Origin of the sequence: Paucibacter sp. TC2R-5 (genome assembly GCF_025717605.1) — a bacterium.
GTDB lineage: Bacteria > Pseudomonadota > Gammaproteobacteria > Burkholderiales > Burkholderiaceae_C > Paucibacter_A > Paucibacter_A albus.
Window position 1 is genome coordinate 1 of the sequence record NZ_JAJIRQ010000002.1, and the last position, 19,543, is coordinate 19,543.

23 protein-coding genes and 1 pseudogene are annotated in these 19,543 nt (G+C 62.6%); 9 read left to right on the forward strand and 15 right to left on the reverse strand.

Features of this window, described 5'->3' with window-relative positions; translation table 11 throughout:
• Positions 1–1,050, forward strand: a 1,050-nt coding sequence (locus LNV08_RS03630; RefSeq protein ID WP_263532310.1) for a hypothetical protein, incomplete at its 5' end; no start/stop codon positions are given.
• A 296-nt stretch (positions 1,051–1,346) separates the two neighbouring features.
• On the opposite strand, the gene LNV08_RS03635 is transcribed toward LNV08_RS03630, so the two are convergent.
• Complete coding sequence (locus LNV08_RS03635) at positions 1,347–2,423, reverse strand: PEP-CTERM sorting domain-containing protein (protein WP_263532311.1); 1,077 nt, start codon at positions 2,421–2,423, stop codon at positions 1,347–1,349.
• 72 nt (positions 2,424–2,495) lie between these two features.
• Entirely contained in the window at positions 2,496–3,209 is a 714-nt protein-coding gene (locus LNV08_RS03640) for a PEP-CTERM sorting domain-containing protein (protein WP_263532312.1), read from the reverse strand.
• Positions 3,210–3,632: 423 nt separating this feature from the next.
• Between LNV08_RS03640 and LNV08_RS03645 the strand changes: the two genes are divergently transcribed.
• On the forward strand, positions 3,633–4,214 hold the full coding sequence (locus LNV08_RS03645; protein ID WP_263532313.1) for a PEP-CTERM sorting domain-containing protein: 582 nt from the start codon (positions 3,633–3,635) through the stop codon (positions 4,212–4,214).
• A gap of 88 nt (positions 4,215–4,302) precedes the next feature.
• Complete coding sequence (locus LNV08_RS03650; RefSeq protein ID WP_263532314.1) at positions 4,303–5,031, forward strand: PEP-CTERM sorting domain-containing protein; 729 nt, start codon at positions 4,303–4,305, stop codon at positions 5,029–5,031.
• A gap of 86 nt (positions 5,032–5,117) precedes the next feature.
• Here LNV08_RS03650 and LNV08_RS03655 read toward each other — a convergent pair whose 3' ends face one another.
• Positions 5,118–5,498, reverse strand: a complete 381-nt coding sequence (locus tag LNV08_RS03655) for a DUF4148 domain-containing protein (RefSeq protein WP_263532315.1) — start codon at positions 5,496–5,498, stop codon at positions 5,118–5,120.
• Positions 5,499–5,663: 165 nt separating this feature from the next.
• Between LNV08_RS03655 and LNV08_RS03660 the strand changes: the two genes are divergently transcribed.
• Positions 5,664–6,590, forward strand: a complete 927-nt coding sequence (locus tag LNV08_RS03660) for a LysR family transcriptional regulator (RefSeq protein WP_318014094.1) — start codon at positions 5,664–5,666, stop codon at positions 6,588–6,590.
• 49 nt (positions 6,591–6,639) lie between these two features.
• Here the strand turns inward: LNV08_RS03660 and LNV08_RS03665 are convergent, their stop codons facing one another.
• From LNV08_RS03665 to LNV08_RS03710, 10 genes and pseudogenes are all read right to left on the reverse strand, one after another.
• Positions 6,640–6,849: a hypothetical protein gene (locus tag LNV08_RS03665; protein ID WP_263532316.1), complete on the reverse strand. Its 210-nt coding sequence runs from the start codon at positions 6,847–6,849 to the stop codon at positions 6,640–6,642.
• Positions 6,846–7,010: a hypothetical protein gene (locus LNV08_RS03670; RefSeq protein ID WP_263532317.1), complete on the reverse strand. Its 165-nt coding sequence runs from the start codon at positions 7,008–7,010 to the stop codon at positions 6,846–6,848. Before LNV08_RS03670 ends, LNV08_RS03665 begins: the two co-directional genes overlap by 4 nt.
• 67 nt (positions 7,011–7,077) lie before the next feature.
• A complete protein-coding gene (gene ureG, locus LNV08_RS03675) occupies positions 7,078–7,722 on the reverse strand; it encodes an urease accessory protein UreG (protein ID WP_263532318.1) in 645 nt (214 codons plus the stop codon).
• Positions 7,719–8,396 (reverse strand): urease accessory protein UreF, encoded by a 678-nt coding sequence (locus LNV08_RS03680; RefSeq protein WP_263532319.1) that lies wholly within the window; start codon positions 8,394–8,396, stop codon positions 7,719–7,721. Before LNV08_RS03680 ends, ureG begins: the two co-directional genes overlap by 4 nt.
• A 2-nt stretch (positions 8,397–8,398) precedes the next feature.
• Positions 8,399–8,929, reverse strand: a pseudogene (gene ureE / locus LNV08_RS03685) (urease accessory protein UreE); the annotation flags it as partial.
• A gap of 8 nt (positions 8,930–8,937) precedes the next feature.
• Positions 8,938–9,429 (reverse strand): GNAT family N-acetyltransferase, encoded by a 492-nt coding sequence (locus LNV08_RS03690; protein ID WP_263532320.1) that lies wholly within the window; start codon positions 9,427–9,429, stop codon positions 8,938–8,940.
• Between the two features lie 24 nt (positions 9,430–9,453).
• On the reverse strand, positions 9,454–11,172 hold the full coding sequence (ureC, locus tag LNV08_RS03695) for an urease subunit alpha (RefSeq protein WP_263532321.1): 1,719 nt from the start codon (positions 11,170–11,172) through the stop codon (positions 9,454–9,456).
• Positions 11,172–11,477, reverse strand: a complete 306-nt coding sequence (locus tag LNV08_RS03700; RefSeq protein ID WP_263532943.1) for an urease subunit beta — start codon at positions 11,475–11,477, stop codon at positions 11,172–11,174. The genes ureC and LNV08_RS03700 overlap by 1 nt, the downstream gene beginning before the upstream one ends.
• Complete coding sequence (locus tag LNV08_RS03705) at positions 11,474–11,713, reverse strand: hypothetical protein (protein WP_263532322.1); 240 nt, start codon at positions 11,711–11,713, stop codon at positions 11,474–11,476. Before LNV08_RS03705 ends, LNV08_RS03700 begins: the two co-directional genes overlap by 4 nt.
• 25 nt (positions 11,714–11,738) lie before the next feature.
• The gene (locus LNV08_RS03710; protein ID WP_263532323.1) at positions 11,739–12,041 is read right to left on the reverse strand and encodes an urease subunit gamma; all 303 of its coding nucleotides are present in this window, start codon (positions 12,039–12,041) and stop codon (positions 11,739–11,741) included.
• Positions 12,042–12,170: 129 nt separating this feature from the next.
• Between LNV08_RS03710 and LNV08_RS03715 the strand changes: the two genes are divergently transcribed.
• Positions 12,171–15,689 (forward strand): ATP-binding protein, encoded by a 3,519-nt coding sequence (locus LNV08_RS03715; protein ID WP_263532324.1) that lies wholly within the window; start codon positions 12,171–12,173, stop codon positions 15,687–15,689.
• A 38-nt stretch (positions 15,690–15,727) separates the two neighbouring features.
• A complete protein-coding gene (locus LNV08_RS03720; protein WP_263532944.1) occupies positions 15,728–16,756 on the forward strand; it encodes a response regulator transcription factor in 1,029 nt (342 codons plus the stop codon).
• A gap of 21 nt (positions 16,757–16,777) precedes the next feature.
• On the opposite strand, the gene LNV08_RS03725 is transcribed toward LNV08_RS03720, so the two are convergent.
• Both LNV08_RS03725 and LNV08_RS03730 read right to left on the reverse strand, forming a co-directional pair.
• The gene (locus tag LNV08_RS03725) at positions 16,778–17,092 is read right to left on the reverse strand and encodes a type II toxin-antitoxin system RelE/ParE family toxin (RefSeq protein ID WP_263532325.1); all 315 of its coding nucleotides are present in this window, start codon (positions 17,090–17,092) and stop codon (positions 16,778–16,780) included.
• Positions 17,093–17,100: 8 nt separating this feature from the next.
• A complete protein-coding gene (locus tag LNV08_RS03730; protein WP_263532326.1) occupies positions 17,101–17,385 on the reverse strand; it encodes a YlcI/YnfO family protein in 285 nt (94 codons plus the stop codon).
• A 153-nt stretch (positions 17,386–17,538) separates the two neighbouring features.
• Here LNV08_RS03730 and LNV08_RS03735 point away from each other — a divergent pair, with 153 nt between their 5' ends.
• The 3 genes from LNV08_RS03735 to LNV08_RS03745 form a co-directional block, all read left to right on the forward strand.
• Positions 17,539–18,570, forward strand: coding sequence for a PHB depolymerase family esterase (locus LNV08_RS03735; RefSeq protein WP_263532327.1), 1,032 nt, complete (start codon positions 17,539–17,541; stop codon positions 18,568–18,570).
• 268 nt (positions 18,571–18,838) lie between these two features.
• Positions 18,839–18,976 (forward strand): hypothetical protein, encoded by a 138-nt coding sequence (locus LNV08_RS03740; RefSeq protein ID WP_263532328.1) that lies wholly within the window; start codon positions 18,839–18,841, stop codon positions 18,974–18,976.
• Positions 18,977–19,107: 131 nt separating this feature from the next.
• The coding region (locus LNV08_RS03745) for a hypothetical protein (RefSeq protein ID WP_263532329.1) at positions 19,108–19,543 on the forward strand (436 nt) is incomplete at its 3' end.

Genomic DNA, 19,543 nt, shown 5'->3' on the forward strand with positions numbered 1-19,543 from the left:
CTCGCGGCCTGCGATGCCGGCAATGTGTTCCAGTACTGGAGTACCAGCAGCATCGTGGCAAGCACCTGGCCGCAGGGCGTGCCCGTGGCCGACAAGCCCACAACCTATGTGCCTGGACAGACCTTGAGCAATGGTCAGGTCAATACGATCGTCAACTGGATTCAGCGCGAAACCTCGATCAGTACCACCCCTTTCTGCTATAAGACTGCTGCCTACGACCGCGGCATCGGCATTGCGCCCGGTTGCGCCGACGGCCAGTACAAAGACGGCGCCCTGTGCTACAGCAACTGCCGCAGCGGCTACCACCCCGTCGGCCCGGTGTGCTGGAGCGACCAGTCTCTGTCCTACTCGTCGCCCGGCTTGTCTGGTTGCCGGGACGGCTACACCAAGGTGCTCGGCGTTTGCTGGCTCAAAAAGGCCTCCTACGGCAATGGCGCGGGCCAGGCCGCGAACTCCTGCAATTCCAATCGTGTGATGCAGGCCGGCCTGTGCTACGTCAAGCCACGCGATGGTTACCAGTGCAATGTCACCAACTGCAACCAGCGCTGCGCCGCGGGCATTGCCGAATGTGGTGCCGCGGCCTGCGCCAGCAATGCCAACCAGTGCGTCAACACCATCAGCAATATGGTGGTCAGCTCGGCCATGATGATCGGCTCCTTCGCCACGGCGGGCGCGCTCGGCGAAGCCAAGATAGGGGTGATGGCCGCCAAGGAAGTCTACCGGGCAGCCAAGACGGCCGAAGAACTGGCGACGGCCCTGCTGCTGCTTTCGAATGACATCAATAACTTCCTGAACCTGGCCGAGAAAGATCTGGCGTCCATTTCCAGCGCCGACATCGAAGCCCAGATCATCCGCCAATACCCTAAGGGCAAGGCCGACTACAAGCACATTGCGCGGGAATGGGCGGCACGGCAACTGCTGTTCTACATCGCCGACCTGATCAAGGACCTCGACATGATCATCATCACGGCGATCGACCCGACCGGTATTGTCAGCGTCATCGACGCCTTCGCCAAGCCGCCCTGCATGGATCACAAGCCGATGCCTTGATGATGGGGTAACCCTGCGGCGACCGGTGCGGCCGCTATTTCGGGCCGCACCAACTTCACCGGGGCTTCGGGACATGCTTTTCCGAACGCACTTGGCGAGAGTTCGACTTGATCAAAAAATCCAATTCATAGGCAAAACTAACTCTTTCCTTCTCCGGACTCTCTGCCGTCGAACCAGTTCGTGGTTCAAGTCAATAGAGTTCACAAAATGGAAAGAGAGTAGGCAAATTCCGCCCATGAAAACGCGATCCGCGATTGATCGAGATTGAAAAAAGTATCGCCGCTCGTGGAAGGCGGTCATACCTCGACATGGCGGCGCCGGCCAAGCACCCGGGCCAGCGCGGCGGCGCCGGCCAGCATCAAAGCACTGCTGGACGGCTCAGGCACAGGCGGCGTGAAGCCGCCGCCGTTGTTGCCGAAGTCCCAGTTGGTGTTGAGGGCGTCCGCCGTGGCCGATTGGGTGACTTTGCCGTAGAGCGCCGATGCCGAGCCCAGGCCCGCCTGCTCCGCACCGGACTCCAGCGTCGCTCCATAGGGCAGTTCGATCGAGCTGATGTAGCCGGTGTCGAAGAAATTGGCAGCAGCGTTGTTGCCGGCGGTGGACCACTGGTTCAGGCTGATGGCGAAAGCCGTGCCGTACTGGAACAGCAGCTTCTTGTAGGCGGTCCTGCTGCCGGTCCAGCCTGGGTCGCCCGCATAGGTCGACAAGGTGAAGCTGCTTTGGTAGCTGACGCCTGCGCTGTCGGTGAACGAAGTGCTGGCTTGATCCTGTGTTTGGGCGGCGTAGTTCGGCGTGCCGGCCGGAAAGCCACCTTCGAGCGTCAGCCCGACGAGGATCGCGCCGTAGCTGCCGGTCGGCCGGTTTGCCGTGGCGGCGATGAAGAATTGCTGGTTCCACTGAGCCGAGGCATAAGCCTGGAGCGAACTATTGGGCGAGATGGACGGGCCGCCTATATCCACCGTCGAAGCCGCGATCTGCGAGCGCATCTTGACCCCTGCCACCTCGGCCTTGCCGCTGTACGAATAGCCGTACTGGCCGCTGTTGGTGATGATGTCGTAGAGCGGGTCGAAGCCAGGCGCGGCACCGGGATCGATGGCGAACGTCGTGGCCGCAACGCCGGTGGTCTTGGCGCCCCCGAAGCCGTTGTTATAGGTGTTGACCTGAGTCCCGGCGAGGCTGAACTGCACGTCGCCGAGCAAGGGGCTGTTGTAGTAGGTCTGGATATAGCCGTAGACGTTGGCGTAGGCATTGAAGGGCAGCGGCACCGCGCTGGCGGGTGATGCCGCGGCCAGCGTGAGCAGCGCGGCCGCAAGGACACGCGCGCTGAGGTTCAAGGCTGGGGCGGGTACAAAGAATGAGGGCGAGAGTTTCATGATTTGCCTTTCTGGGCGGATGAAGATGGGGTTCGTAAGCCGGCCGTGATGGCGGCTATGTGCGCTTGTGTCTCAACCCAGGCGGCGCTGCCTGCGGCGGTTTGCCAGCCAGCCGATGCAGCCAAGCCCAAGGCTCAGCATCAGCCAGGCCGACGGCTCGGGCACGGCGACGGTGACGTCCCCGAAAGTCGAGTAGCCCATCTCCGGTGCGTTGGGCCCATGGAAGACCAAGCCGCTGATGGTGTCGCCGGCCGATGCCACCGTGCTGCTGAAGCTGCTGCCCCCGCCGCTAACCGTGATATTGATCGTGCTAGCGGCGCGATTCCAGACCATCGTGGTGGTGTAAGTGGCGCCGGGCACATAGTCGCCGGACTCGGTGGCTGCACGCCCACCGTCGCCGATCAGAATCATGGTGTCGCTGGGCTTGAAGACTTCGTTGTAATGCTTGGCCATGTCGAAGATCACATTGCCTTCCATGCCGCAGGGCGAGCACGCCCGGGTCACGTAGAACCAGCCGGGCGAGATGAAGCCGGGATCGAAGCGGCCTGGCGTATAGGCCGAAGGCACGAAGGTGACGCTGATCGACAGCGGCTGGTCGGCCGTGACCAGGAACGGGTAGAACAACAAGTTGCCCGGGTCATTGGCCCCGGCGACGAGTTGCAGGGCGCCCCAGTCAGAGGGCGCGACAACGGTGGTGCCGGCAACGGCGATGCCGCCGCAGGTCAGTGCCGCAGCGAGCGCCAAGTGGCGCACAAGAGTGCGGGGGGTCAGGGTCGAGAAGGACATATGAAGCTCCTGTGGTTTTTGAAGTGGCGGGGTCTGCGGTCGCGGGCGACGCGCCGGTCAGCGACGGCTGCTTGCCGCTGCGCTCTGCGCGTTCTGCGGCTTTGGGCACTCGCTGGAATCGATGCTATGCAGCCGCAATTGGCCGTTCTGTGCGATGGCGCACGCAGGGCGGCGACTGAATTTGCGCTGGGTCAAACAGGACGCTAATGGCGCAGGCACTGGCACAGGCATGCCGGGCGGGGCTGGGCTGGGCTGGGATGGGCGGCAAGGCTGCATGCATGCGCCGGCCGCAGATGGAATCGCCCATGTTCGCAAACGCACAGACCACTTCAACTGCTGTATCGAGCATCACGGTGAGCTTTGGTCATCAATAAGAGGACCGAATTCCTGGCTCGAGGATCAATTTAGATATTGGGGAAGAACATGACTTTCAGCATCAAAAAATTGAGTTTTGACGGCAAGCGATTTATTCAGAAGCCGCCGCCCTTGAAGCGTTCAGGGAAGTGTTTTGTGGCGGCTTGCGCAGCATTGGCGCTGGGCATGGCTTGCAATGCGCAGGCGAATGTATGGATCACACCAAGCCCGGTGGACACCATCACCACGCTGGTCATCAATTGGGGCTGGGACAGCGCGGGCGGGACTGAAACTTATTTTGGCAAGAGCTGGAACGCGACCATCACTACCACTGAAGTCGGCTCGACTTGGACGGTGAATACCTGGTATCAGCATCTCGACGGCCCGCACGGTGAGGCCCCCGAACCCATGCATTCGCACTCGATCTCTTTCCTGGAACCCGATGGCGGCAGTTCGGCGAATGGTGTGGAAGACCATGACGTCTTGCAGCATGTGGGCTTTCACCAATGGTCGCTTGCTGGCAATGCCATGGGCAGCACCGGTGTGGCAAGGCTTGAGGTCTTGCACCCGATTCCCGAGCCCGAGTCCTGGGCACTGATGGCGGCGGGTCTGGGCGTCTTTGTGGCCGGCCGACGCAAGCTGCTCGGCTAAGGACTAGCTTCAGTGGCTGGCATCCCGGCAAAGCTGGTTTGCACTGCCACTTCCCAATGTCCGCAAGGACAAGTTGAAGGAGAACCTCATGAACTTATCGACACGAAGCCCACTCTTGTGCCTGAGCACCCTCACCGCCTGTTTGATGCTCCAGGGTGCTGCCTGGGCGGCCAACAGCGTGACGCTGAACGCACCCTTGGCTGGCGATGCCGGCTATGCCTGGAATTCGAAGTTCGGCCCCTATGGCTACACCGTAGGCGGCACCGAACTTGGTGTGGGCCTGCAAATGGCCCCGCCCTATGGCAATGACTACACCGTAGGCATCATCGAGATCCCGATCACCGCGCTGCAAGGCGGCGACTTACTCGGCGCACAGTTGCAGCTCAACACCGTCGGCAATTTCGGCACCGGGTATTACTACGGCTCGGTGGCCATCTCTTGGCTGGACACCGGCGCCCGAAGCCTGACCGGCGATGTGGTCGCCGATGGGCTTGGCGCCATCGTCAGCGGTGGTTCGGGAGGCTGGTCGGTGTGGAGCAGCTACACCCCCGAGGGCGCGATGCTCAAGCAATTCGACGTGACGAGCGCGGTGCAGGCCGATTTACACGCCGGTCGTAGCTTCAGCACCTTTGTGCTGAACGGCTCGCGCGATACCTACGGCAGTATCTATGCCGCCGAAAGCGGCTTGTCCCTCGGCCCGCGCTTGCTGGCGGACACCACGGCAGCGGTGCCTGAACCCGGTAGCGGGCTGCTGCTGCTCGGCGGCGTGGCGATTCTGGCCAGCCTGCTTCACCGCCGCCGCAGCAGCACACGCTGAAGCGACGCATGCGCCGGGGCTCTGAACCTGCATTGAGACGTGAAGGCGAATTTGCGCCCGGCCCGGCGCTACGCTGCACCTGGCTCTTAACGCGACTTGCCTTGCGCAATCGCCTGGTTCGAGTAGCGGTCGGGGAACTGCTCCTTGAGCTTTTGGCCCGACACGCCGTTGCCGACGATGTCGCCCTTACGGATCGCTTCGTCAAGTTCGGCCCGCACCTGCTCACGTGTCTTGACTGGAGCGGCGGGCTGCTTCGGGTAGCGGTTTGGGTACAGCTCGTTGAGCTTCTGGCCGGTCAAGCCGTTGCCGACGATGTCGCCGGTGCGGATGGCTTCGGCCAACTCGGCGCGCACTTGCTCGCGGGTACGCGGGCCGTTGTTCTCGGCCACATCGTCAGCCGCAAACACGGCGCCAGTGGTGAGGGTAGCGAGGGCAAGTGCGATGGCGCTGAGGAAACTACGGTTCATGACGGGGTCCTTCTTCAACAGGTGGTGACTGAAGCTGCTGCTCACTCGACAATATTTGTCTTGTGTGCCGCTTCGATGGACTGAACTTTAAAATTTCTACCAGCGAAGAAAAATAGCCTGGGCAGACATGTATCGTTGCTGAAACTGCAACAATCAAGCCTTGCAATGACCAAAGGGCGAGCGATGGACAGGCTGCTGTCGATGCGGGTGTTTCAGCGTGTGGTTGACGAAGGTGGTTTTGCGGCCGCAGCGCGGCTGCTGGACCTGTCGGCATCCGTGGTCACGCGGCTGGTGGCCGATCTGGAGGCCCACCTTGGGACGCGGCTGCTGCAGCGCAGCACCCGGCGCCTTGCCTTGACCGAAGCCGGTCAGGTCTACCTGAGTCGCGTCCGCCACATCTTGCAAGACATCGACGAGGCCGACACCGCAGCCAGCCTGCAAACGCAGCAACTGGAGGGCGTCTTGCGCGTGCACGCAGCACCGACGCTGGCCAGCCATATCGTGGCGCCCCTGATGCCGGGCTTTCGGCAGCTCTATCCCAAGATCGCCGTGGATCTGCTGGTGGACGGCTCCCCCAACCCACCGATCGAGGATTTCGACATCACCTTGCTGGCCACCCAAGTGCCGTTTGATGCCCATGTGATTGCGCGAAAGGTGATGGAGTCGGAGGCGATCTTCGTCGCCTCGCCGGCGTATTTGCAGCAAAGGGGCAGCCCCATGGCGCCGCAGGAACTGATGGCGCACGAGAGCATGCGGCTGCGCTTTGCCGAGGAGCGTTCACGCACCTGGCGCCTGTGGCAGCAGGGCGACGAAAGCACGGCCGTGGAGGTCGCCGTGCAGCCCATGCTGTGGGTCAACCACAGCGACACCTTGCTGCGCGCCGCACTGGACGGCGCCGGCATTATCTCGGTGGCGCTGGCCTTAGTCGCCCCGCACCTGATGCGGGGAGAGTTGGTGCATGTGCTCAAGGGCTGGGTGTCCGGCCAGATGACGGTGTATGCGGCCATGCCCAGCCGCAAATTCCTGCCGCAACGCACGCGTGTGTTTCTGGACTATTTGGTGCAACGCAGCCGCGTCGCGGGGGTCATGTAGCCGGGGATCGAGGCCGAGGCGCAGCTTGCTGTGTGCGCCCTGATAGCGCTTAATCTTTGAGCACTACCCCGAGCTCATCCAGCTTCTTTGCATACGCATCCCTGCGCTTCGCAGCCTTTGCCGCGGTTTCTACGGCCGCCTGAATGGCCTTGGGGCCTTTGTTGGACAAGGCTTTGATCAATCCGAACTTATGGGCCGCATCTGCCTCTGCCCGTCGGAAGGTGGCGATGAGTTCGGCATGAGCAGCGAATTGATTCACAGAAACCTCGTTGTTGATTCCGCTATTTTCGGCGCTTTCTTGCGCTCAAAGCCCTTGAGGCCAAGGGCAAGCCACAAATCGAGGAAGACTGGCTCGCCGTGAGAAGCAGCCATTCCAGATTTTTCAAACTCTATGCCGTCGAACCAGCTCGTCAGCAGCATTCGTCGAGGCCACAGCGCAGTCCAACTAACTCTCAATGGGCTTGCACTTTTCCTCAGCTCGGCCGGCTCAAACCAGCATGCCGCGCCGCTCGATGAAGTCCACCACCTCGGCCACGCCGGCTTGCGTCTTCAGGTTGGTCATCACATAGGGCTTGCCTGCGCGCATGCGCTGGGTGTCGGCCTCCATCACGTCCAGATTGGCGCCGACATGGGGTGCCAGATCGGTCTTGTTGATGACGAACAGATCGCTCTTGGTGATGCCTGGCCCGCCCTTGCGCGGGATCTTTTCACCGGCGGCGACGTCGATCACATAAATCGTCAGATCGCTCAGCTCGGGGCTGAAGGTGGCGGCCAGGTTGTCGCCGCCGGATTCGATGAAGACCACATCGGCATCCGGGAACTCGGCCAGCATGCGGTCAATCGCTTCGAGGTTGATCGAGCAGTCTTCGCGGATGGCCGTATGCGGGCAGCCGCCGGTCTCCACGCCCAGGATGCGCTCGGCCGGCAGCGCGCCGCTGACGGTCAGCAGGCGTTGGTCTTCCTTGGTGTAGATGTCGTTGGTGATGGCAACCAGGTCCCAGCGCTCGCGCATGGCCTTGCAAAGCATCTCCAGCAAGGTGGTCTTGCCCGAGCCGACCGGGCCGCCGATGCCGACCCGCAGCGGCGGCAGCTTCTTGGTTCGAAGGGGGATTTGGTGGAGTGCTGTGTTCATGAGCGGAATAGCCGTGAGTATTGGGTTTCATGCCGCGCCGACAAGATCGCGAGCATGGGAGAAAAAGCCTGGCGCTGATCACGCTCGGCCAAGGCCATCGCCTGCGCCACGGCGGCGGGGATCTCGGCCGCCAAGCGGGCCAGCATGCGCTGACCGGCGCTCTGGCCCAGCGGCACCGACTTGATCGCAGCACCCACCATGTTCTCGGCCCAGCCAAAGGCATAGGCCAGCAAACCATCGGCCAGCGCGGCGCCGCTGCCGGCGAGTGCCAAGGCCATCACCAGCGGATAGGTCGGCTGACCCAGGGCCTGGCATTGCGCGATCTGCGCGGGGCTGGCGGTGTGGTGATTGCGCAGCCAGTCCAAGAGTGAGCGCCCCATTTGCTCGGTCTGCAGGCGCATTTCGGCCGTCTCGCGGGTTTGCAGCACCCAGTCATTCAAGACCTTCAGCGCGGGCAGGTCGCCTTCGCGCCAGGCCGGCAGCGCACGCGCAGCCAGGGCCAAGTCGCCGCGCGTTTGCGTCAGCGCCAATTGCTGCGACAGCCATTCGGCGGCCGAAGCTTCGTCGCGCACCAGGCCATGCTCGATCGCCGACTCCAAGCCCTCAGAATAAGAAAAACCACCAATCGGCAGCGCCGGCGAGGCCAGCCAGATCAGCTGCAGCAGCGCACTCATGTGTGGCTATGGCCGTGGCCATGCGCATGGTCATGGTCATGGTCATGGTCATGTCCGTGGGTATGCCCGGCCCCATGTCCAGCTCCATAAGCCCCACCTTCAGGCTCGAAGGGCGCGTCCACTTCGGTGACCGTCAGATGCTGGGCGCGCAACATGGCGGCCAGCACATGGTCGGGCTCGATCTGCAAATAGCCGGGCCGCAGCTCGATCGGTACATGGCGATTGCCCAGGTGGTAGGCCGCGCGGGTCAGATCGAAAGGCGAGCCATGGCTGCTGCAGGCGCTGATGCGCAAGAGCGCTTGCGGCGCAGCGAGCACGCGAATGAGGCTGCCGTCCTCGGCTACCAGCACATCGCCGCCGCGCAGCTGCGTGCCGCGTGGCAAAAAGATACCCAGCTCACGCCCCCAACTGTCCGTCGCCTGGATGCGGCTTTTCTGGCGCGCATCCCAGTCGAGCACCAACTCAGCGGCGCGCTTGAGCAGCACGGGCGCCAGGCCCTGGCCCTGCGGCAGCAACTTTGAGACTTGCAGCATCGCGGCGCTCACAGTTCGATGCTCATGAAGAAGCTATACGGATCTTCCACATAACTGCCAAACGGTGCGCAAGGCAAAAAGCCCTCGCGCTGATACAGGCCACGCGCCGGCGCAAAGAAGTCCTGCGTACCGGTCTCCAGGCTCAGGCGGCTGAAACCTTGCAGGCGCGCTTGGCTCAGCACATGCGCGAGCATGGCACGCGCCAGCCCGCGGCCACGCAGCGCAGCGGCGGTGCGCATGGACTTCAGCTCGGCATGACTGTCATCCAGCCGTTTCAGCGCCGCCGTGCCGACCAAGGTTTCCGCACCTGACTCGTCCAAAAACCAAGCTGACCAGAAGCTGATGCCGGGCTTGCGCAGCGCCGCCAGATCGAGCGCATGCACGCTTTCCGGCGGCGACGCGGCGCGCATATCCTGCATATGTTCTTCAAGAAAAGCGGCAATGCGTGGATCGCTCAAATCGTCGAGACGGATCAAAAGTTCGGGAGCAAGGATAGACATAAGAAAAAAACAACTTCACTGAGGTCAGAACAAGAAATAGCGCTGCGCCATCGGCAGCGAGGTCGCTGGCTCGCAGGTCAAGAGCAGACCGTCGGCGCGAACCGCGTAGGTTTGCGCATCGACTTCCATGCGCGGCAGATAGTCGTTATGAATCATGTCGCGTTTGCCGATGCCGCGAATGTTTCTCACCGCCGCCAGCGTTTTATTCAAGCCATAGCGCTGGCCCACCCCGGCACCCAAAGCCGCTTGAGATACGAAAGTCAAAGAGCCACGTGCCAGGGCGCCGCCGTAAGCGCCGAACATGGGGCGGTAGTGCACCGGCTGCGGCGTCGGGATCGAGGCACTGGGGTCACCCATCGCGGCCATCGCGATGCTGCCGCCCTTCAGGATGAAGCTGGGCTTGACGCCGAAAAAGGCCGGCTTCCAGATCACCAGATCGGCCCATTTGCCGACCTCAATGCTGCCGACTTCGTGGCTGATGCCATGCGCGATGGCCGGGTTGATGGCCAGCTTGGCGACATAGCGTTTCACTCGCGCGTTATCGTTTTGCGGCCCATCCCCGGGCAAAGCGCCGCGTTGCTGCTTCATCTTGTGCGCCGTCTGCCAGCAGCGGATGATGACCTCACCGACCCGGCCCATGGCCTGCGAGTCGGAGCTGAACATGCTGATGGCGCCGAGGTCATGCAAGATGTCTTCGGCCGCAATCGTCTCGCGGCGGATGCGGCTCTCGGCAAAGGCCAGGTCTTCGGCAATCGAGGGGTCGAGGTGGTGGCAGACCATCAACATATCGACATGCTCGTCCAGCGTGTTGATCGTGTAGGGCCGGGTCGGGTTGGTCGAGGACGGCAGCACATTCGCCTCGCCGACCACCTTCAGAATATCCGGCGCATGGCCACCACCGGCCCCCTCGGTGTGGAAGGTGTGGATGGTGCGGCCCTTGAACGCCGCCACCGTGTCTTCGACAAAGCCGCTCTCGTTGAGCGTGTCGGTGTGGATGGCCACTTGCGTGTCGGTGGCCTCGGCCACGTTCAGGCAGTTGTCGATGGCGGCCGGCGTGGTGCCCCAGTCTTCATGCAGCTTGAGGCCAATGGCGCCGGCCTCAATCTGCTCATGCAGGGCCAGCGGCAGGCTGGCATTGCCCTTGCCCATAAAGCCCAAGTTCATCGGAAAAGCATCGGCCGCCTGCAGCATGCGCTCGATATGCCAGGCGCCCGGCGTGCAGGTGGTCGCAAAAGTGCCGGTGGCCGGCCCGGTGCCGCCGCCCAACATGGTGGTGACGCCGCTGGCCAGCGCTTCTTCGATCTGCTGCGGGCAGATGAAGTGGATATGCGTGTCGACAGCGCCGGCGGTGACGATCATCCCTTCACAGGCAATGATCTCGGTGCCGGGGCCGATGATAATGTCCACGCCCGGCTGGGTGTCGGGGTTGCCGGCCTTGCCGATGGCCACAATGCGGCCGTTCTTGAGGCCGATATCGGCCTTCACAATACCCCAGTGATCAAGGATCAGCGCGTTCGTCATCACCGTGTCGACAGCACCTTGGTCGCGGCCGCGCTGCGACTGCGCCATGCCGTCGCGTATGGTCTTGCCGCCGCCGAATTTCACTTCCTCCCCATAGCCTCCCGCGCGCAGGGTCAGGTCTTGCTCGACTTCGACGATCAAGTCGGTGTCGGCCAGGCGCAGCCGATCACCGACCGTGGGGCCATACATCTCGGCATAAGCGCGCCGTCCAATCGTCGCCATTACAAAGCTCCCTGGATCAGGCCGCGAAAGCCGTAGACGATGCGCTCACCGGCCAGATCGACCAGCTCGACCGTGCGCTGCTGGCCCGGCTCGAAGCGCACGGCCAGGCCTGAGGCGATGTTCAAACGCATGCCGCGCGCAGCGGCGCGGTCAAAACTCAGCGCCGCATTGGTCTCGGCAAAGTGATAGTGCGAGCCGACCTGGATGGGCCGGTCGCCGGCGTTTTGCACCACCAGGCTGAGCGTGCGCCGGCCGGGGTTAAGCTGATGTTCACCGGGAGGGGTGAACAGCTCGCCCGGCGTCATGCGCGCCTCGCGCGAATCCAACGCCGCAAGCCCAAGCCTAGCGCCAAGCCCAAGCACAGCAAGACCAGCCAATGATCCAGGCTGCTCAGTGCCTGCAGCAAGTCGCTGAAGAGCTGGCCGAAGTGCTGGCCTAAGTGCCCATGGCTGTGCGGAACATCAACGCTGTGCGCCTGCGCCAAGAGCGGGGCCGCAAGCATGAGGATGGGCATGAAGATGAGGGTGAGCAGATGTTTCATATGAGCTTGCCTGGGTCGAATCTAGTTACACGATCGGTTGATGCACGGTCACCAGCTTGGTGCCATCGGGAAAGGTCGCCTCGACCTGGATGTCGGGAATCATTTCGGCGATGCCGTCCATCACATCGGCGCGAGTGAGCACATTGCGGCCCTCGCTCATCAGCTGCGCGACGGTCTTGCCGTCGCGGGCGCCTTCCATCACTGCAGCGCTGATGAAGGCCACGCTTTCCGGATAGTTGAGCTTGAGCCCACGCGCCAGGCGGCGCTCGGCCAGCAAGGCGGCGGTGAAGATCAGGAGTTTGTCTTTTTCGCGGGGAGTCAATTCCATACAAACTCTCTAGTCAGACCGCGCATCCGCTAATGCGGATGAACACGCGGGGTTAATTCCATGCAAGCTTCATAGCAAGGGCCGTGCCGTCTCGTGCAGGCACGGAATCTGCACGGCTTTCCCCCAGCCATGCGTATTCCACCCACCACTCCCGCCGCAACAAGCCTCAACGCCGCAGCCGCGCCGCAGCGCGTGATCAAGGTGCGGCGCGACTACAACGCCTGGGTGGCGAGCGAAACGCTGGAGGACTACGCGCTCCGCTACACGCCGCAGCGCTTTCGGCGCTGGTCCAATTTCCGCGTCGCCAACACCGCTTTTGGGGCCGCCGCCTTTTTGATCCTGGAGGCCGTGGGCGCGACCTTGCTGGTGCAGTACGGCTGGGCCAATGCCTTCTGGGCCATCCTGGCCACAGGCCTGATCATCTTCCTGGCAGGCCTGCCCATCAGCATCTATGCGGCCCGCTACGGCGTCGATATGGACCTCTTGACCCGAGGGGCCGGCTTTGGCTATATCGGCTCCACCTTCACCTCGCTGATCTACGCGTCCTTCACCTTCATCTTCTTTGCGCTCGAAGCCGCCGTGATGGCCTATGCGCTAGACCTGGCGCTGGACATCCCGCCGCGCTGGGGCTATCTGATCTGCGCGCTGGTGGTGATCCCCCTGGTCACGCATGGCGTGTCGGCCATCAGCCGCCTGCAATTGATCACCCAGCCGCTGTGGCTGTTCATGCTGCTGCTGCCCTTTGCGGTGGTGCTGCTCAAGGACCCTGCTGCGTTTGCGGGCGTTGTGCACCATGCTGGCTCGCAATCGCACGATTCCGGGTTCAGTTTGGTCCACTTTGGTGCTGCGCTGACGGTGGGCATCGCCTTGATCACGCAAATGGGCGAGCAGGCCGACTATTTGCGTTTCATGCCGGCCTTGCCTGACAAGGCCAGCTCCGCCGATAAGCGCCGCTGGTGGGCCGCCGTGCTGATAGGCGGGCCGGGCTGGGTGCTGCTGGGCGTCGCCAAGATGCTGGGCGGCGCGCTCTTGGCCTGGCTGGCGCTGCAACATATGGTGCCGCCCGAGCGCGCGGTGGACCCGAACCAGATGTATCTGGCGGCCTATGAATATGTGTTCCCGCGCTACGGCTGGGCGGTCGCGGCCACTGCGCTGTTCGTGGTGATCTCGCAGTTGAAGATCAATGTCACCAATGCCTATGCCGGCTCGCTCGCCTGGAGTAACTTTTTTTCCCGACTGACCCACAGCCACCCTGGCCGCGTCGTCTGGGTGGTCTTCAACACTCTTATCGCCTTCATGTTGATGGAGATGAATGTGTTCGAGGCCTTGGGCCAGGTGCTGGGCTTGTATGCCAATGTGGCGATCGCCTGGATCATGGCCGTGGTGGCCGATCTGGTGATCAACAAGCCGCTGGGCCTGTCGCCGCCGGGCATCGAGTTCAAGCGCGCTCATTTGTACGACATCAACCCGGTCGGCGTCGGTGCGATGGCGCTGGCTTCGCTGCTCTCGATGGGCGCGCATCTGGGCCTGATGGGCGAGCTGGCGCAAGCCTTCTCGGCCGTCATCGCGATGGCCACCGCCTTCGTCAGCGCGCCCTTGATTGCCTGGGCCACCGGAGGGCGCTATTACCTGGCGCGCCGGCCTGATCATCAAGAGCAGGGCAAATACGGGCGCCTGGAAACCCGCTGCTGCGTGATTTGTGAGCGCGGATATGAAGGCCCGGACATGGCCCATTGCCCCGCCTACCAAGGCCCGATCTGCTCACTCTGTTGCACGCTGGACGCGCGCTGCGGTGATCTTTGCAAGCCGCAGGCCAAGCTCTCGGCACAATGGCGGGCGGCGCTGCACAAGATCTTGCCGCGCAAGACCTGGCCCTGGCTGGACACGGGCCTGGGCCACTTTCTGCTTTTGATGGCGGTGCTGATGCCCTTGCTGGCCGCGCTGTTCGGCCTGCTCTATCACCAGGAGCTGCAAGGGTTGGCCGGCGCTGCCAATGCGGCGGCGCCAGAAGCCGCGCAAAGCCTGCGCAATGGCTTTGTGAAAGCCTATCTGCTGCTGGGCCTTGGCGTCGGCATCGCGGCATGGTGGCTGGTGCTGGCGCACCAGAGCCGCGAAGTCGCGCAAGAGGAATCGAATCGGCAGACTCAGGCGCTGATGCTGGAGATTGCCTCGCACGCTCGCACGGACGAAGCCTTGCAAAAGGCCAAGCTAGCGGCCGAACAAGCGCAGCTGAGCGCCGAGCAAGCCAACCAGGCCAAGAGCCGCTATGTCAGCGCCATCAGCCACGAGCTGCGCACGCCGCTCAACAGCATCCTCGGCTATGCGCAGCTGATGGCCGAAGATGCCGAGCTGCCGCCGCGCCGCCGCCAAGCGGTGCAGGTGATCAAGCGCAGCGGCGAGCACCTGCTGCAGCTGATTGACGGCACGCTGGATCTAGCCCGCATCGAGGCCGGCAAGTTGTCGCTGGAACCGGCCGCGATGCAGTTCGAGGACGCCATGCATGAGTTGGCCGAAATGTTCGAGCTGCAAGCCGCCTCCAAAGGCCTTGTTTTTCGCTTCGAGGTCATCGGCGAGCTGCCCAGCAGCGTGCGGGCGGATGAAAAGCGCCTGCGCCAGATCCTGATCAATCTGCTCGGCAATGCCTTGAAGTTCACGCCCGAGGGTCAGGTCGTGCTGCGGGTGCGCCATGCGCGCGAGATCGCCTTGTTCGAGATCGAGGACAGCGGCCCCGGCCTCAGCAGCGAGGCCCTAAGCCGCATTTTTGAGCCCTTCACGCGCGGCAGCACGCGCGCCACCGACGCCGCACCCGGCGCTGGTTTGGGCCTGACCATCGCCAAGATGCTGACCGAGTTGATGGGCGGCGAGCTGAGCGCCAGCAGCCAGCCAGGCCAGGGCTCGGTGTTCAGGGTCAAGCTGTTCTTGCCCGCTTTGGCGCCGCCTCATCAGTTCGACAGGCTCAGAACTGCAGCGCCACGGCGCGGCTATGCCGGGCCACGCCGGCTGATCCTGATCGTCGACAACGAAGCGGCTGACCGCCAATTGCTGAGCGAGCTCTTGCAGCCGCTGGGCTTTGATTTGCGCAGCGCCGCCAGCGGCCATGATGCGCTGGATTTGGTCGCGAGCGGCGGTTTGCGTCCCGACGCGGTGTTGATGGATCTGGCCATGCCCGGCATCGACGGCTGGGAAACGATTCGCCGCCTGCGCTTGCTCACGCCAGCCGAGCTCAATATCGCCGTCGTCTCCGCCAATGCGTTTGAGAAAGGCCAGGACAACGCCGCTTTTGGCATAGCCTCAGCCGATTTCATCACCAAGCCCGTGCGCCACGCCGAGCTCTTGGACTGGTTGGGGCGCAGGCTTGCTTTGCAGTGGCTGGACACGAGGGCGGAGACTGCAGAGGCGCCCTCAGCGCAGGCGCGAGTCAGCGCAAGCCAGTTGCCTTTGGAACTTGACCCCGAGCTGCTGACGCCGCTGCGCGAAGCCTTGAACCTCGGCTACTACCGCGGCGTGCAGGCACAGCTGGACCTGATCGCCGGCGCCTTGCCCGCAAGTGCCGCCAGCGCCGCCTGGGTGGAGAGCTTGCGCGGCCTGGCGCGCCAATACCAATTCGAAGCGATCACAGCCATCTTGGGGCCGGAGATCCCTGCATGAACAACAACACCACCGCCATCATCACCCCCAAGCAAAGCATGGCGCCAGCCATCAACAGCACTGCGCCCGACTGGTTGGAACGTCAGCGTGGCGACCTGGTGCTGATCGTCGACGACGTGCCGGACAACGTCGCCATGTTGCATGACGCCTTGGACGAAAGCGGCTACACCGTGCTGGTCGCCACCAATGGCGAGTCCGCGCTGCAACGCGCCACCCAGGCGCTGCCCGACATCATCTTGCTGGACGCGATGATGCCCGGCATGGACGGCTTCGAGGTGGCGCGGCGCCTGAAAGCCGCCACCGCCACGGCGCATATCCCGATTGTCTTCATGACCGGCTTGACCGAGACCGAGCATCTGGTCGCGGCGCTGGACGCCGGCGGCGTCGACTATGTGACCAAGCCAATCAAACCCAAGGAAGTGCTGGCGCGCATGCAAGTGCATTTGCGCGGCGCACGCCAGGCGCAGGGCGCCGTGCAGACCCGCCGGGCGCTCGACGCATTTGGCTACGCCAGCATCACGGTGCGCGTCAGCGACGGCCGGCTGATGTGGCAGACGCCGTTGGCGCGCGAGCTGCTCGCCGCCTATTTCGGCGCGAGCGGCCAGTTTTCTCCGGTGTTTGCGCCGGCCCCGGTGCTGGACTGGCTGCGTCGCCATGTACCGGCGGCCCGCGAACAGCAAATCGAGCCGCCACGCTTTTATGCCGAACTGGGCGCCAGGCGCCTGAGTTTTGCGCTGCATCAGCAGATTGGCGCCGCTGAGCCGGAGGACCTCGGCGACGGTGAAAGCAGCGACTGGCTGATCGTGATGCGCGAGGTGTCGGACTTGGGCCTCATCGAAGCTATGGGCCTGAACTTCAAGCTCACCGCCCGCGAGGCCGAGGTGCTGTACTGGGTCGTCAAGGGCAAGATCAACCGCGATATTGCCGACATCCTGGGCGCCAGCCCGGCGACGGTCAAGAAGCACCTGGAGCGGGTGTTTTCGAAGTTAGGGGTTGAGACGCGAACTTCGGCTGCGGCGATGGCTTTGAATCGGATTCGGGCGCTGCATCCGCATTGGGAGTTGTAGCCCCGCCACCCCGATGCGGGGTCAGTGATAGTCCTCTTCGAGCTGGTGGCGTAGCGCCAGCACGACGACCTTGGCCGTGCTGACAATCTCGTACAGCGCCACGTAGCCGGCGCTGCCGAAGGGGATGATCAACTCACGCTGAGCAGGGTTTTGGGCGGCCTTGCGAAAGCTGAACGGTGTGAGCGCTAAGCCGTGCTGCGCTGATGCTCTGATCGCGGCTATAGCCGCTTGAGCGACGTCGAGTTGTTCGCTGGTCTCGGCCTGGTCCAGCAAGTAATCAAACAGGCGCTCGAGGTCAGCTTCGGCTGTGGGCGCGAACTCGACGGTGAAGGTCATGGCTCGAGTTATTTGTCGACCTGTCCAGCGAGTTTCTTGCGCTTGGCGTCGAGTTTGGCTTGGAGCTTGGCCAAGACCGTCTCCACCGGGGCTGCGACTCCCGTTTGGTGGTATTCCTCAGATGCGTCCTGCGCACGCGCATGGAATGCCGTTTGCACGCGTCTGAAGGCGATGGCGTTGCGCATGGTCGCTTCGACAAAGTCGGTCAGGGTTTCGCCCTGCAACAACACTGACTCGAGATCAGCGCGCAGTTCGGGTTCAACGCGGATTTGCGGGATGACGGCGGTTTTCATGGGGGCAGTGTATTGCGCCTGCAATACATTCGCAAGCCATTGGCCCGGGGCGGGCGAGCTATTTACAGCTGCAGCGCCAGTGTCGGCTTTAGGGATATCGCCCAGACCGCCGCCCACCTATGCTGCATTGCAACATTACCCAGGGAGATCCTCATGCGCGTCATCATCAGCAACTTGGCCCGGATCGGGCTCGGCGTCGGCGTCCTCACGCTGTTGGCCGGCCTGCATTCGGCATGGGCGGCAGACAGCCTGCCGGCGGTACAGGCTGCGGCCGACCGCACCTCAATCTCGGGCTTGTCCTCTGGGGCCTTCATGGCGGTGCAGTACAGCACCGCTTATTCGGCCAGCGTCATGGGCGTCGGGGTGGTCGCCGGCGGGCCTTACAACTGTGCCTATGTGAACTTGGGCGGGATTCTGACTTGCATGAGCGGGGCGCCGTCGGGCGGGCTCTCATGGGAAGCCGCCCAGGGCTTTGCCTCATTCGGGCAGATTGACCCGGTCGCTGCCATCAGCAAGTTCAAGGTCTATGTCTACGGGGGCAAGCATGACACCGTGGTGCACCCCAGCGTGGTGAAGGCCACCAAAGACTTTTACACCGCCGGCGGCGTCGCCAAGAAGAATCTGGCATTTGTCAGCACCCTGCCCTCGGGCCATGCTTTCATTTCGCCGGATTTCGGCAACGCCTGCAAGGTCACCGAGTCGCCCTACATCGCCCAATGCAAGGTGAAGGGCTCGCCCTATGACCAGGCCAAGGCCATCCTCAGTCAAATCTATGGGCCGCTCAAGCCGGCTGTTATGTCGCTGTCGTCCACGGTGCGGCCGTTTGATCAGCGTGAGTTCGCTGCGGCCGACACGGGGCTGGACAAGGTCGGCTTTTATTACCTGCCCAAAGCCTGTACTGCCGACAAATCCAACCATTGCGCGGTGCATGTGGTGTTCCATGGCTGTGAGCAGGGTGCGGCGGCAGTCGGCAGCGATGTCTACAGCAAGGTTGGCTACAACCGCTGGGCCGATGCCAATCAGATCATCGTGCTGTATCCGCAAGTGGTGGCCACCGAGTTGCCGCTCAACCCCAAGGGGTGTTGGGATTGGTGGGGCTACTCGGGGCTGAATTTTCAGGTGCGGGGTGGGGCGCAGATGCATGCGGTGAAGAGCATGGTGGATCGATTGATTTCGGCGCCTTAATTGTTGGCGGTGCTGAGCGCAGCTTTCGGGCTTGGATGTCAGGACCTACTGAAAAAATGCACGGCCTTCGGCTCATTTGCTTGCCCCGCACGATGCCGGGAGTTCGTCCCGGCGGCCGACCTCCTTCTCTTGTCTCGCCAAGAGAAGGAGGCAAGAGAAGGCGCCCCTGCCGCATGGCCCTGCGGGTCCGCTCGGTGCTCAAATTTGCCGGGCCGCGCCCAACTCACTGCGCTACGCTGCGTTCAGACAAGGGGCGCGAAACCAGTTCTTGAAGTCGCTGCGCGACGCCCGACAAATTCTGCGCTCCTCGCCCATGCAGAAGGGGAATTCCAAAGAACACGGCTCGCTGCGCGTCGCCTCGATGGGTGCTGCGCTGCGCGCATGCACCGCGCAAGTGATGGCTTGAGGGTCAGGTCTTGCCTAAATGTTTGAGGCTGGCCCCTCAAGCCCCTGCGGAGATGGGACACTAAGCAATCGCCATAAAACCTACTAGGCGAGGCGTTCTTAATCCTACAAACGAGATTCAGGGAGGAATCAATGGATATTATTGTCACTGACGTCACAAACATGAAAGGCGAACATGTCTGCATTGCAGGAATTGAACCGGAAACAGGAGTTTGTGTGCGTCCGCAGAAGATTACCAATGGGAACAGATATTTGACATATTCGGAGGCAAAAGCAAAGAACATTCAACCTGGCTCAATCTTGAGAGGCGATTTTCGCCCTGCAAATAATCCTCCGCAAATCCCGCATATCGAAGACTTCATTTTCTCCCGCATGGATTTAATTGGAGTTGCGTCCGCTGATGATTTTAGAAGTGTTCTTGACTCGTCATCCAAATCCACAATTGCCGCCGCATTTGGCCGAGCCACAAATCAGAAGTACTTTACAGAAAATCAACCGCCGGAATGCTCGATAACAACTTTGAAGCTATCTGATGTTCATACTCGATTACGCTTCATAGTTGATGAAA

What these genes read in the sequence shown, in the direction of transcription:
- ureG (WP_263532318.1), bottom strand. Translation starts at nt 7,722, where the DNA reads ATGAACACAGCACTCCACCAAATCCCCCTTCGAACCAAGAAGCTGCCG.
- LNV08_RS03645 (WP_263532313.1), top strand. Translation starts at nt 3,633, where the DNA reads ATGACTTTCAGCATCAAAAAATTGAGTTTTGACGGCAAGCGATTTATT.
- LNV08_RS03655 (WP_263532315.1), bottom strand. Translation starts at nt 5,498, where the DNA reads ATGAACCGTAGTTTCCTCAGCGCCATCGCACTTGCCCTCGCTACCCTC.
- LNV08_RS03730 (WP_263532326.1), bottom strand. Translation starts at nt 17,385, where the DNA reads ATGAAAACCGCCGTCATCCCGCAAATCCGCGTTGAACCCGAACTGCGC.
- LNV08_RS03710 (WP_263532323.1), bottom strand. Translation starts at nt 12,041, where the DNA reads ATGGAATTGACTCCCCGCGAAAAAGACAAACTCCTGATCTTCACCGCC.
- LNV08_RS03635 (WP_263532311.1), bottom strand. Translation starts at nt 2,423, where the DNA reads ATGAAACTCTCGCCCTCATTCTTTGTACCCGCCCCAGCCTTGAACCTC.
- LNV08_RS03700 (WP_263532943.1), bottom strand. Translation starts at nt 11,477, where the DNA reads ATGACGCCGGGCGAGCTGTTCACCCCTCCCGGTGAACATCAGCTTAAC.
- LNV08_RS03680 (WP_263532319.1), bottom strand. Translation starts at nt 8,396, where the DNA reads ATGAGTGCGCTGCTGCAGCTGATCTGGCTGGCCTCGCCGGCGCTGCCG.
- LNV08_RS03735 (WP_263532327.1), top strand. Translation starts at nt 17,539, where the DNA reads ATGCGCGTCATCATCAGCAACTTGGCCCGGATCGGGCTCGGCGTCGGC.
- LNV08_RS03715 (WP_263532324.1), top strand. Translation starts at nt 12,171, where the DNA reads ATGCGTATTCCACCCACCACTCCCGCCGCAACAAGCCTCAACGCCGCA.
- LNV08_RS03705 (WP_263532322.1), bottom strand. Translation starts at nt 11,713, where the DNA reads ATGAAACATCTGCTCACCCTCATCTTCATGCCCATCCTCATGCTTGCG.
- LNV08_RS03660 (WP_318014094.1), top strand. Translation starts at nt 5,664, where the DNA reads ATGACCAAAGGGCGAGCGATGGACAGGCTGCTGTCGATGCGGGTGTTT.
- ureC (WP_263532321.1), bottom strand. Translation starts at nt 11,172, where the DNA reads ATGGCGACGATTGGACGGCGCGCTTATGCCGAGATGTATGGCCCCACG.
- LNV08_RS03650 (WP_263532314.1), top strand. Translation starts at nt 4,303, where the DNA reads ATGAACTTATCGACACGAAGCCCACTCTTGTGCCTGAGCACCCTCACC.
- LNV08_RS03725 (WP_263532325.1), bottom strand. Translation starts at nt 17,092, where the DNA reads ATGACCTTCACCGTCGAGTTCGCGCCCACAGCCGAAGCTGACCTCGAG.
- LNV08_RS03670 (WP_263532317.1), bottom strand. Translation starts at nt 7,010, where the DNA reads ATGCTGCTGACGAGCTGGTTCGACGGCATAGAGTTTGAAAAATCTGGA.
- LNV08_RS03720 (WP_263532944.1), top strand. Translation starts at nt 15,728, where the DNA reads ATGGCGCCAGCCATCAACAGCACTGCGCCCGACTGGTTGGAACGTCAG.
- LNV08_RS03640 (WP_263532312.1), bottom strand. Translation starts at nt 3,209, where the DNA reads ATGTCCTTCTCGACCCTGACCCCCCGCACTCTTGTGCGCCACTTGGCG.
- LNV08_RS03690 (WP_263532320.1), bottom strand. Translation starts at nt 9,429, where the DNA reads ATGTCTATCCTTGCTCCCGAACTTTTGATCCGTCTCGACGATTTGAGC.